This is a genomic window from Pseudomonas coleopterorum, assembly GCF_900105555.1.
Classification (GTDB): domain Bacteria; phylum Pseudomonadota; class Gammaproteobacteria; order Pseudomonadales; family Pseudomonadaceae; genus Aquipseudomonas; species Aquipseudomonas coleopterorum.
On sequence record NZ_FNTZ01000001.1, the window covers coordinates 1,399,438 to 1,412,017 of the forward strand.

General features: G+C 65.0%; 8 protein-coding genes. 1 reads left to right on the plus strand and 7 read right to left on the minus strand.

Features of this window, described 5'->3' with window-relative positions:
• Positions 1 to 33: 33 nt before the first annotated feature.
• From BLV18_RS06250 to BLV18_RS06280, 7 genes are all read right to left on the minus strand, one after another.
• Positions 34 to 1,668, minus strand: coding sequence for a BatD family protein (locus tag BLV18_RS06250; RefSeq protein ID WP_090357047.1), 1,635 nt, complete (start codon positions 1,666 to 1,668; stop codon positions 34 to 36).
• Positions 1,665 to 3,407 carry a VWA domain-containing protein gene (locus BLV18_RS06255; protein WP_090357049.1) on the minus strand — a complete coding sequence of 581 codons (1,743 nt, stop codon included), beginning with the start codon at positions 3,405 to 3,407 and terminating at the stop codon, positions 1,665 to 1,667. The genes BLV18_RS06250 and BLV18_RS06255 overlap by 4 nt, the downstream gene beginning before the upstream one ends.
• Positions 3,404 to 4,480 carry a vWA domain-containing protein gene (locus BLV18_RS06260; RefSeq protein ID WP_056843217.1) on the minus strand — a complete coding sequence of 359 codons (1,077 nt, stop codon included), beginning with the start codon at positions 4,478 to 4,480 and terminating at the stop codon, positions 3,404 to 3,406. Before BLV18_RS06260 ends, BLV18_RS06255 begins: the two co-directional genes overlap by 4 nt.
• Complete coding sequence (locus BLV18_RS06265) at positions 4,473 to 4,970, minus strand: DUF4381 domain-containing protein (protein ID WP_090357051.1); 498 nt, start codon at positions 4,968 to 4,970, stop codon at positions 4,473 to 4,475. Before BLV18_RS06265 ends, BLV18_RS06260 begins: the two co-directional genes overlap by 8 nt.
• Positions 4,967 to 5,911: a DUF58 domain-containing protein gene (locus BLV18_RS06270; protein WP_049861000.1), complete on the minus strand. Its 945-nt coding sequence runs from the start codon at positions 5,909 to 5,911 to the stop codon at positions 4,967 to 4,969. Before BLV18_RS06270 ends, BLV18_RS06265 begins: the two co-directional genes overlap by 4 nt.
• Before the next feature lie 4 nt (positions 5,912 to 5,915).
• Positions 5,916 to 6,875 carry an AAA family ATPase gene (locus BLV18_RS06275; RefSeq protein WP_043187645.1) on the minus strand — a complete coding sequence of 320 codons (960 nt, stop codon included), beginning with the start codon at positions 6,873 to 6,875 and terminating at the stop codon, positions 5,916 to 5,918.
• A 140-nt stretch (positions 6,876 to 7,015) separates the two neighbouring features.
• Entirely contained in the window at positions 7,016 to 7,366 is a 351-nt protein-coding gene (locus tag BLV18_RS06280; RefSeq protein WP_090357053.1) for a hypothetical protein, read from the minus strand.
• Positions 7,367 to 7,633: 267 nt separating this feature from the next.
• Here BLV18_RS06280 and BLV18_RS06285 point away from each other — a divergent pair, with 267 nt between their 5' ends.
• On the plus strand, positions 7,634 to 12,490 hold the full coding sequence (locus BLV18_RS06285) for an NAD-glutamate dehydrogenase (RefSeq protein ID WP_090357055.1): 4,857 nt from the start codon (positions 7,634 to 7,636) through the stop codon (positions 12,488 to 12,490).
• The last annotated feature ends 90 nt before the right edge of the window (positions 12,491 to 12,580 follow it).

Genomic DNA, 12,580 nt, shown 5'->3' on the forward strand with positions numbered 1-12,580 from the left:
TCAAACAGACCCTAGATCCCCACCCTGTGGGGGTCATTTTGGATACAGCGGCGGCAACCCGGCGTTGTCAGCCGCCGGATCCAGGGCTGGGCCGCTACGCAGGATACTGCCGATGGCGCGCCACAGCTCCTCGCCTTGCCAATACTGGCCGCTTTCACTGTAGAGCGCTCCATTGAGCCCGTCCAGGGCGTCGGACAACGGCACGAAGCGCGCCGCCATGTCGGCCAGTGTCTCCGGTTGCTGGCGCGCCCAGGCGTCCAGGGCCTGACGAGTGGCCTGAGGGTCATTGGCCTGGCACGCGCGCTTGAGGTCATCGAGCAAGGTGCGCGGGCTCGGTCCGCTTTGCGCTGTGCGCAGCACCGCCGGCTGGCCCCGGGCCCGCCACCACAGCGCAAAGCCGGTCATCGTGGTGAACAGCAGCATCACGCTGGCCAGCTTCCATGGCCAGGCCACGTCCGGCTCGGCATCGCCGTTGCCGACCGGCGCATCGACCATCAGGCCGGCGTTGCCGGCGACCTCCAGGCTGCGCGCCGGCAGAGCGGTACGTTCCAGATGGTCTTCATGGGTATTCCACCAGACCACCTCGATGCTCGGTAATTGCAGGGTGCCGCTGCGTGAGGGGACCAACGCTTCACGCTCCTGGCGGCTGCCGGTCAGGCCTCGCTCATCGGTCCGATTGCTCAGCTGGGGCTGATCCGGGTAGCGGCGCAAGCCTTCCACCTGGGTATCCGGCAGGTCCGGCAGCTGCGCGCTGGAAAGGCCTTCGGCCTTGACCTCCAACGTACGCGTCAGGGAATCGCCGACCTGGCTGCTGGGCGGATCGGGGTTCCAGCTTTCGCTCAGGCTCAAGCTGCGTGCCGGCAACCAGGGCACATCGGCAGGGTAGGCCGCAGGGACACCGTTCACGGTCAACGATATCGGGGTGGACGTCACCCGGATCTGCTTGCCTGGCTGCGGCGCGTTGTTGCCGCTCTCGCCCGGTGCGGCCGGTTCGACGGTGGTGGCGGTGAACACCAGCGCCGGAATCGACACCTCGCCACTGCGTTGCGGATAAATGGCATAGCGCGTCTCGATGACGCCGTGGCGGACACCGTTGATGATCTGCTCGAACGTTCGCGACCCACCCAGCGGCTCGACGCGTGCATCGGCCAACTGCAGGGGCGTCAGGTTACTGTCATCGTACAGCGGCACCGAGTGATAGATGCGCACGGTCAACACCGCCTGGGCCTGCACATAGACACTGTCGCCATCCAGGCTGGCATCGATGAACACTGGCGCCATGTTTGCCCGCGGTGGCTGGTCACTGTGCAGCACCTGCAAGAGGATCGGCTGGCTGCGCAGCTCACCCAGTTGCAGGGGGGCGATGGTCACGCTGCCGGTCTGGCGCGGAAGCAGGGTGATGATCCAGCGGGTCGTGGCCTGGTGGTCGCCATCCAGGCTGGTGAGGCGGTTGACCTGACGCGTGTCGCGCACCTCGAACGGGCCTTCGAGCGGTGTCAGATCGGGCTTGCCGAACTGCGTGACATCGTTGGTTTCCAGGGTCAGCTCGACCGTTTCCCCCGAGTTGAGCCGCGAGCGATCGACGCTGGCCACCAAGGTGGCGGCCTGCGCCCATTGGGCCAGCACGGCCAGGGTTGCACTGATGCAGAGGGCACTGAGGCGACTCATCGAATGTTGTCCTGATGCTGTTGCTGTTCGTACCAGAATTTACGCCGCAACAGCTCGGCCGGATCGTCCGGAATCTGCCGCAACCATTGCTCCAGTGCCTGGCGTTGCTCGGCATCCAGGCTGGTCTGGGGCGGGCGTGGCGGTGGTCGGGTCGTGGAATCGTCGCCTGGCGGTTGGGTCGGTGGCGAGGATTGTGCCTGATTCTGATCCCCTCCGGCTTGCCCAGCAGGGCTTTCCTGACCACTCAGGGTCTCGGTGTCCTGGGCGTGCTTGTCGGCCGTGGCGGACGAATTCGGCTCCTGCCCGCCTGGCGCCGTGGCGCCCGGTGCCTGCGGTTTGTCGGGGGGATTGGCTGAAGTTGCAGGAGGCTCGGTCGGCGCCTGGCGCAGCAACTGTTCCACCAGCGCACGGTTTTCCAGCGCTGGCCGCAGGTCCGCCTGGCGCTCCAGGGCCTGGTCGTAGGCGTCCAGCGCCGCTTCCAGCTCGCCGCTGCGGGCCAGGGCGTTACCGCGGTTGTAATGGTCACGGGCGCTGTCGCCTTGGGCGAAACGCTCGGCGGCCGCCTCGTAGTCGCCGGCCTCGTACAGCGCCATGCCTTGCCACTGCGCATCGGTAAAACGCCGCGCGGCCTGGGCCGGACGCTGCTGTTCGAGCAAGGCCTGCCCTTGCTGATCACGGCGTAGCCAGAGGTCCTGGAACTCGAAGGCATAGCCGGGCTGCGGCGCCATCATCAAGCACAGCGGCAGGCAGAACAGCCAGCCGCGACGGCCAGCAAGGGCGGCCAGCAACAGCAGGGGCAGCAGCAACCAGTGACCTTGATCGGCCCAGCTGTCCAGCTGTTGCGTGGTGCCATTGCTGCGCAACACTGCAGGGCGATCGAACAGTCCGAGGTTGCGCAGATCCAGGTCATCCATGCGTGCCTGGCGGTACAGGCCGCCGACGTCGGCGGCGAAGCTGCGCAGCCCGGCTCCGTCGAGGCGGGACAGGCGGATCGCACCTTGTTCGTCCTTGAGGAAATCGCCGTTTTCCTGCTTCACCGGCGCACCGTCGCGGGTGCCGATACCCAGGATCAACAACTGTGGCGAGTGGTTGTCCAGACGCTGGGCAATACCCCTGCGCTCTGCTTCGGACAGTTGCGACGTCAGCAGCAGGATGCGTCCCTGGCCCTGCTCGGCCTGGTCGAGCAGTTCGAGGGCCCGTTGTACGCCGAGGTCGGCGCGCTGGCCTTCGACCGGCATGATCGAGGGCTTGATCGCCTCCAGCAGGTTGCGGCTGGTGCTCAGGTCGTCGGACAGCGGCACCAGCACGTGTGCGCTACCGGCGTAGACGATGAGGGCCGTCTGCGCATCGCGACGTGCGTTGAGCAGGTCCAGCAGCTTGCGCCGGGCCTGTTCCAGGCGATTGGGCGCCACGTCGGTGGCGAGCATGTCGGGGCTCAGCGCCAGCACCACCACCAGCGGGTCGACGACCGTTCGGCCGGGCTGTTCGATGCGCTGCCAGCTGGGGCCCAACAGGGCTACGCCCGTCAACAGCCAGGCCAGGCCCAGCACGATCCACGGCGCCTTGCTCTGGCGGCCGCTGCCTCCGCCCAGCAATACCGCGTGAAAGTGGCGCGGCAGCAGCAACTGCCAACGCCCGGCGCGTTTCTGCCGGTGCCACAGTTGCCAGAGTAGCCAGGCCAGGGCAGGCCAGGCCAGTAGCCACCAGGGCCGGAACCAATGCGGCCAGGCCTCGATCATTTGCGCCTCCGCAACTGCAGCCGCTCCAGGCGCTCGCGCCACTGCGGTGCGGTCGGCAGAAACCGGCGCTGGCGCAGAAATCGTTGCAGCGGGTTGTTCGGCCAGTTCTCGCGCACTACCAGCAATACGCTGAGCAGCAACGCCGCGCTCAACGGCCAGATGTACAGGGCCTGCGCCGGACGCGCCTGGGTGGGCTGCTGGTCGACCGGTTCCAGCGTATCCAGGCTGGCGCCGATGGCCTGCAGCTGGTCGCCGTCGCGGGCACGGAAGTACTGACCGCCGGTGATCTGCGCGATCTCTCGCAGGCTCGGCTCGTCCAGATCCAGGCTGGGGTTGAGGCCGAGCATGCTCAGCGCGCCATCGGCGCTGGGGTCGGCGCCGATGCCGATGGTATGGATGCGCACATGCTCCTGAGCCGCCAGGCGCGCCGCCGTGATGGGGTGGATCTGACCGCCGTTGTTGGCGCCGTCGGTGACCAGAATCAATACCCGGCTCTGCGCCGGGCGCTGGCGCAGACGCTTGAGCGCCAGGCCGATCGCATCGCCGATCGCGGTGTTTTTGCCGGCGATGCCGATGCGCGCTTCGTCCAGCCATCTACGCACCGTGCGTCGGTCGAAGGTCAGCGGCGCCTGCACATAGGCCTTGCTGCCGAAGAGGATCAAGCCCACCCGATCGCCCTGGCGATGTTCGAGAAAGTCGCCCAGCAGGCGCTGGACCAGCTCCAGCCGGCTGACGTCCTCGTTCTGCCAGCGCATGTCGGGGTAATCCATGGACCCGGAGACATCCACCGCCACCAGCAGATCGCGACCGCTGGCCGCGATGGGCAGGGGATCACCCAGCCACTGCGGGCGTGCCGCGGCGATCAGCAGCAACAGCCACAGCAGTACGTAGGGCGCCTGTTGCGGCCAGGTCGGCAGGCTGATCCGTGCACGGCGCCCGGCCAGCCCTTCGAGTTCATCGAGAAAGCTGACCTTGAGCGCCGCTTCGCCGCTGTCGGCTGGTGGCAACAGCACGCGCAGCAGCCAAGGCAGCGGCAGCAGGGCGAAAACCCACAGCCAGGCGAACTCAAACATGCTTGCGTATCCAGGTTTCGACCGACTGTTGCAGGCCGGCGATGGCCTTGTCGTCGAGCTTGCATTCGGGTTTGTAGACCCCTTCCACCAGCACCATCCAGCGTGTAAGGCCGGCGGCCGGGCAGCGGTTGTCGAGAAATGCCAGCCACTGGCGGCCATTGAGCACATGGCTGTTGGCGTTCGGGTAATGGTTGCGGCACAGGCGCTTGAGCAAACCGTTGATCTGCTGCAGCCAGGCGCCAGCCGGGGCGCCGTCGTAGGGTCTGGGCAGGCGTGCCAGCTCTTCCAGCGCGCCCTGGCGCACAGGATCCAGGGGTTGCTCGGCTGCAACAGGCAGCACGACCTTGCGCCGCCAGCGGTGACGCCAGTGCCAGGCGGCCCATCCCAGCGCCGGCAGTAGCACCGCGAGCAGCCACCAGCCGGGCGCCGGTGGCCAGAGGCCGATCGGCGGCGGCGGGATCAGGGGCTGCAGTTGCTCGAGCGTGCTCATTTGAGTTTGCCTGGCCGTTGCGGATTGAGGTACTCACGCAGTTGCTCGATCATTTCGCTTTGAGTGCTCAAAGGCATCAGCAGCACGCGCAGTTTCTGCGCCAGGCGTTCCCACCGAGCGATGCGCGCCTCGCTCAGGGCGCGATAGGCCAGGCGCATGTCCGGATTCAGCGTATCGATGTCCATCTGCCTGCCGCGCTGGGCGAAACGCAACAGCCCGGCGGCCGGCAGTGCATGGTCGAGCGGGTCGGAGACTGGCAGCAACAGCAGGTCGCAGTGACGCGAGAGCAAACTGAGCTGCTGCTCGGCGCCATCGGTGAGCGCCCGTTCGTCACAGATGACGATGGCCAAACTGCCAGGGCGCAGCACCTCCCGTGCCCGGCGCAGGGCCATGCCCAGTGCGTCCTTCTCCGGCAACGCTTCGGTGTGCAGTGATTGATTCACATGGACCAGACGGTTGAGCAGCTGCAGCAGGCTCTGCTTGCTGCGCCGGGGCTTGATTTCATAGTGCTCGCCATCGCCGAACACCAGCCCGCCGACCCGGTCGTTATGCCCCAGCGCCGCCCAGCCGATCAGTGCGGCCGCCTGGGCCGCGAGTACCGACTTGAACATCTGCCCGGAGCCGAAGAACAACCGTCGGCTCTGTTCGACAAGAATGAAGATCGGCCGCTCGCGCTCCTCATGGAACAGCTTGGTGTGCGGCTCCTGGGTGCGTGCGGTGACGCGCCAGTCGATGCTGCGCACATCGTCGCCGGCCTGGTACACCCGCACCTGGTCGAAATCCACACCGCGTCCGCGCAGCTTGGAATGATGCAAGCCGATCAACGGGCTGCGCTGGGCCGGGGTGGAGAACAACTGCACCTCGCGCACCCGGTGGCGCATTTCGATCAGCTCGGCCAGGCTGATGCGAATGCCAGGCTCTGGCCTCGGCTCCTGGCTCATGGAGTCAGGCGACGGCCACGACGTCGAGGATACGCTGGATCACGCGATCCTGGTCGACACCGGCGGCTTCTGCCTCGAACGACAGGATGATGCGATGGCGCAGGACGTCGAAGAGCACGGCCTGGATGTCTTCCGGGCTGACGAAGTCACGTCCTGCCAGCCAGGCGTGGGCCCGTGCGCAACGGTCCAGCGAGATGGACCCGCGCGGGCTGGCGCCGTAGGCCAGCCACTCGCCGAGTTCGGCGTCGAACTTGCTCGGGGTGCGCGTCGCCATGACCAGTTGCACCAGGTATTCCTCCACCGCGTCGGCCATGTACAGCCCGAGGATCTCCTTGCGCGCGGCAAAAATCGCCTGCTGACTGACCCGCCGCTCCGGCTTGGTTTCGCCATTGAGCGCCTCGCCCCGGGCCTGCTGCAGAATGCGCCGTTCCACGGCTGCATCCGGAAAGCCGATCTTGACGTGCATCAGGAACCGGTCCAGCTGTGCCTCGGGCAGGGGATAGGTGCCTTCCTGCTCGATCGGGTTCTGCGTGGCCATCACCAGGAACAGGGGCGACAGGTCGTAGGTGCTGCGCCCGACACTGACCTGACGCTCGGCCATGGCCTCGAGCAGCGCCGACTGGACCTTGGCCGGCGCCCGGTTGATCTCGTCAGCGAGCACCAGGTTATGAAAGATCGGACCCTGCTGGAACACGAAGCTGCCGGTTTCAGGTCGATAGATCTCGGTGCCGGTAATGTCGGCGGGCAGCAGGTCCGGAGTGAACTGGATGCGATGGAATTGCGCTTCGACGCCTTCGGCCAGTTCCTTGATCGCTTTGGTCTTGGCCAGCCCCGGCGCGCCCTCGACCAGCATGTGACCGTCTGCCAGCAGCACGATCAGCAGGCGCTCGACCAGTTTCTCCTGGCCAAGGATCTGCGTGGAAAGAAAGGTTCGCAGCGCGATCAGCGCTTCACGATGTTCCATCGTTGACGGTTCCTGAAGAAGGGACCGAGTACGCGGGTGAGGGCGTCTTGGCCGGGGGCAGCTACTTTAATGCATTGGGGGGTGAGAGAGGAATCGGCGTGTTCGACCGGGCACGCCCGCCCCTACAGGAGCAAGGCGCTTCACTGGATGTCCAGGGAGCCAACACCCGCCAGCAAAATCCGTAACGTCTCCCCGATCTCCGCCAGTTCCGCCGCATCGCTGGCATGCTCGATTTCCAGCACATCATCGCCACCGAACACATCGGCATCTGCAGCGGCCACTTCCACCAACAGGCGGTTGGCGCTCAGGGTCACCTTGAGGTCACGCAGCAGGTAAGGGTCTTCGCCGAGGGTGATTTCCAGCTCTTCTTCGTCCGGAAAACGTGTCATCAGAAACATTTCCCCTTCGCTGCCATGGCAGCAGAGCAGGGCCATGTCGTCTTCTTCTTCGTCGCGAGGGTTGGCCATCAGCAGGGAGGCGGTCATGCGCATGCGGGAGGTCCCATTGTAGGAAAGTGGCGCGATTATACCGGTAAAGCTGCAAGGTGGCTGGAACGCCCGTGCCAGCGGGCTCGTACGATAACTCCTGCATGACCGAATATGTCGCCGCACCGCAAGAGTGCATGCCGGGCTCTGGGTAAGCTAGGTCGTTGGACCTCTTGAATGTCGCCCTGCAGCGCCGGATTGGCTATGGTTGATCCGAACCGGGGTGACCTGCGACGCTTCACCCAATAACAAAGCCCAAGCGGAGTACCACAGATGGCGTTCTTCACCGCAGCCAGCAAAGCCGACTTCCAGCATCAACTGCAATCGGCCCTGGCTCAGCACATCAGCGAGCAGCAACTGCCACAAGTGGCGCTGTTCGCCGATCAGTTCTTCGGCATCATCTCGTTGGACGAACTCACCCAGCGCCGCCTCAGCGACCTGGCCGGCTGCACCCTGTCGGCGTGGCGCCTGCTGCAGCGTTTCGATCATGCCAAGCCGCAGGTGCGGGTCTACAACCCCGACTACGAACGTCACGGATGGCAGTCCACCCACACTGCCGTCGAGGTGCTGCATCACGACCTGCCGTTCCTGGTGGACTCGGTGCGTACCGAGCTCAACCGCCGCGGCTACAGCATTCATACCCTGCAGACCACTGTGCTCAGTGTGCGCCGCGGCAGCCAGGGCGAGCTGCTCGAAGTGCTGGCCAAGGGTGCCCAGGGCGAAGACGTCCTGCATGAATCGCTGATGTACCTTGAAATCGACCGCTGCGCCAACGCCGCCGAACTCAACGTGCTCGCTCGCGAGCTGGAGCAGGTGCTGGGCGAGGTGCGCATCGCGGTGCAGGACTTCGAGCCGATGAAGGCCAAGGTCCGTGAAATGATCACCCTGGTGGAGCAGACCGCCTTCACCAGCGACGAGCAGGAAAAGGCCGAGATCAAGGCCTTCCTCGAGTGGCTGACCGACAACCACTTCACCTTTCTGGGCTACGAGGAATTCGTGGTCGATGCCGACGCCCAGGGCGGTCAGCTCAGCTACGACCCCGCGTCCTTCCTCGGCCTGACCCGGCTGCTGCGCGCCGGCCTGAGCAGCGAAGAACTGCACATCGAAGACTACGCCGTGCAATACCTGCACGAGCCGATGCTGCTGTCCTTCGCCAAGGCGGCCCATCCAAGCCGCGTGCATCGTCCGGCCTATCCGGACTACGTGTCGATCCGCCAGATCGATGCCGACGGCAAGGTGCTCAAGGAATGCCGCTTCATGGGCCTGTACACTTCGTCGGTGTATGGCGAGAGCGTGCGCGAGATCCCCTACATTCGGCGCAAGGTTGCCGAGATCGAACGCCGCTCCGGTTTCCATGCCAAGGCGCACCTGGGCAAGGAGCTGGCCCAGGTGGTCGAAGTGCTGCCGCGTGACGACCTGTTCCAGACGCCGATCGACGAGCTGTTCAGCACGGTCATGTCGATCGTGCAGATCCAGGAGCGCAACAAGATCCGCGTGTTCCTGCGCAAGGACCCCTACGGCCGTTTCTGCTACTGCCTGGCCTATGTGCCGCGCGACGTCTATTCCACCGAAGTGCGGCAGAAGATCCAGCAGGTGCTGATGGAGCGCCTCAAGGCCACGGACTGCGAGTTCTGGACGTTCTTCTCCGAGTCGGTGCTGGCGCGTGTGCAGTTGATCCTGCGTGTCGATCCGAAGAACCGCATCGACATCGACCCGCAGCAGCTGGAAAACGAAGTGATCCAGGCCTGCCGCTCGTGGCAGGACGACTACGCCAGCCTGACCATCGAAAGCTTCGGCGAGGCCGCCGGCACCAATGTGCTGGCCGATTTCCCGAAAGGCTTCCCGGCCGGTTTCCGCGAGCGCTTCGCGGCGCACTCGGCGGTGGTGGACATGCAGCACCTGCTGGCCCTGTCCGAAGCCCGCCCGCTGGTGATGAGCTTCTACCAGCCACTGGCGCAGAGCGGTGAGCGCCAGCTGCACTGCAAGCTTTACCACGCCGACACGCCGCTGGCGCTGTCGGACGTGCTGCCGATCCTGGAGAACCTGGGCCTGCGCGTGCTCGGCGAGTTCCCGTACCGCCTGCGTCATCGCAGCGGCCGCGAGTACTGGATCCACGACTTCGCCTTCACCTACAGCGAAGGCTTGAACCTGGACATCCAGCAACTCAACGACACCCTGCAGGATGCCTTCGTCCATATCGTGCGCGGCGACGCCGAGAACGATGCGTTCAACCGGCTGGTGCTGACCGCAGGCCTGCCGTGGCGCGATGTTGCCCTGCTGCGTGCCTATGCGCGCTACCTCAAGCAGATTCGCCTGGGCTTCGATCTGGGCTACATCGCCAGCACCCTGAACAACCACACCGACATCGCCCGCGAACTGACGCGGTTGTTCAAGACCCGCTTCTACCTGGCACGCAAGCTGGCCGGCGACGACCTGGACGACAAGCAGCAGCGTCTGGAACAGGCGATTCTCACCGCCCTGGACGACGTTCAGGTGCTCAACGAAGACCGCATCCTGCGTCGCTACCTGGACCTGATCAAGGCCACCCTGCGCACCAACTTCTACCAGCCGGACAGCAATGGCCAGGTGAAGTCGTACTTCAGCTTCAAGTTCAACCCCAAGCTGATTCCCGAGTTGCCCAAGCCAGTACCCAAGTTCGAGATATTCGTCTACTCGCCACGGGTCGAAGGTGTTCACCTTCGCTTCGGCAACGTCGCTCGTGGTGGCCTGCGCTGGTCGGACCGCGAGGAAGACTTCCGCACCGAAGTGCTGGGCCTGGTCAAGGCGCAGCACGTGAAGAACTCGGTGATCGTGCCGGTGGGGGCCAAGGGCGGGTTCGTCCCGCGTCGCCTGCCTCTGGGCGGCAGCCGCGACGAGGTGCAGAACGAGGCCGTGGCCTGCTACCGCATCTTCATTTCCGGGCTGCTCGACATCACCGACAACCTCAAGGATGGCAGCGTGGTGCCGCCGGCCAACGTCGTGCGTCACGACGATGATGACCCGTACCTGGTAGTGGCTGCGGACAAGGGCACTGCGACCTTCTCGGACATCGCCAACGGCATCGCCATCGACTACGGTTTCTGGCTCGGCGATGCGTTCGCCTCGGGTGGTTCGGCAGGCTACGACCACAAGAAGATGGGCATCACCGCCAAGGGTGCCTGGGTCGGCGTGCAGCGGCATTTCCGCGAGCGCGGCATCAACGTGCAGAAAGACAGCATCACTGTCATCGGCATCGGCGACATGGCTGGCGATGTGTTCGGCAACGGCCTGCTGATGTCCGACAAACTGCAACTGGTGGCGGCGTTCAACCACCTGCACATCTTCATCGACCCCAACCCGGAGCCGGCCAGCAGCTTCGCCGAACGTCAGCGCCTGTACGACCTGCCACGCTCGGCGTGGAGCGACTACGACACCTCGATCATGTCCGCCGGTGGTGGGATCTTCTCGCGCAGTGCCAAGAGCATCGCCATCAGCGCGCAGATGAAAGAGCGTTTCGACATCAAGGCCGACAAGCTGACCCCGACCGAACTGCTCAATGCGCTGCTCAAGGCACCGGTCGACCTGCTGTGGAACGGCGGTATCGGTACCTACGTCAAATCCAGCGACGAAAGCCATGCGGATGTGGGCGACAAGGCCAACGATGCGCTGCGCGTCAATGGCAACGAGCTGCGCTGCAAGGTGGTGGGCGAGGGCGGCAACCTGGGCATGACCCAACTGGGGCGTGTCGAGTTCGGCCTCAACGGCGGTGCCACCAACACCGACTTCATCGATAACGCGGCCGGGGTGGATTGCTCCGACCACGAGGTCAACATCAAGATCCTGCTCAACGAAGCCGTGCAGGCCGGCGACATGACCGAGAAGCAGCGCAACCTGCTGCTGGGCAGCATGACCGAGGAAGTCGGCCATCTGGTGCTGGGCAACAACTACAAGCAGACCCAGGCGTTGTCGCTGGCGGCGCGCAAGGCCTATGAGCGCCTGGCCGAGTACCGTCGTCTGATGGCCGACCTCGAGGCGCGTGGCAAGCTCGACCGGGCCATCGAATTCCTGCCGACCGAGGAGCAGCTCAACGAGCGCGTGGCGAACAAGCAGGGCCTGACCCGGGCCGAGCTGTCGGTGCTGATCTCCTACAGCAAGATCGACCTCAACGAAGCGCTGCTGGCCTCGCCGGTACCCGACGACGTCTACCTGACCCGCGACATGGAAACGGCGTTCCCGCCGTCGCTGGTCAGCAAATACGCCGAGGCCATGCGCAGCCACCGCCTCAAGCGCGAGATCGTCAGCACCCAGATCGCCAACGACCTGGTCAACAACATGGGCATCACCTTCGTCCAGCGTTTGAAGGAGTCCACGGGCATGACGCCGGCCAGTGTGGTCGGCGCCTACGCCATCGTGCGTGACATCTTCCACCTGCCGCACTGGTTCCGCCAGATCGAGGCGCTGGACTATCAGGTCTCCGCCGATGTGCAGTTGGCGTTGATGGACGAACTGATGCGCCTGGGCCGTCGCGCCACTCGCTGGTTCCTGCGCAGCCGCCGCAACGAGCTGGACGCCGGTCGCGACGTGGCACACTTCGGTCCGCACATTGCAGCGCTGGGCCTCAAGCTCGACGAACTGCTCGAGGGGCCGACCCGTGAGCGCTGGCAGGCCCGCTACCAGGGCTACGTCGCGTCGGGCGTGCCGGAGTTGCTGGCGCGCATGGTCGCCGGTACCAGCCACCTGTACACGTTGCTGCCGATCATCGAGGCATCGGATGTGACTGGTCAGAACGCCGCCGAAGTGGCCAAGGCGTTCTTCGCCGTGGGCAGCAAGCTGGACCTGACCTGGTACCTGCAGCAGATCAGCAGCCTGCCGGTGGAGAACAACTGGCAGGCGCTGGCCCGCGAGGCTTTCCGCGACGACATCGACCTGCAGCAACGGGCGATCACCATCTCCGTGCTGAAGATGCAGGACGCGCCTGGAGACGTCGAGGAGCGCCTGGATCTGTGGCTGGAACAGCATGAGGTGATGGTCAAGCGCTGGCGCGCCATGCTCGACGAGATCAAGGCGGCAACAGGGACCGATTACGCCATGTATGCGGTGGCGAATCGTGAGTTGATGGACTTGGCGTTGAGTGGCACCTCCCATCCTTAAATCGTGAGCGCTGCAAATAAACCCGTCGATCCCGGCGGGTTTTTTTATGCCTGCGCCGCAGCATCTGGCCATTAAGCATAATTATGTAAC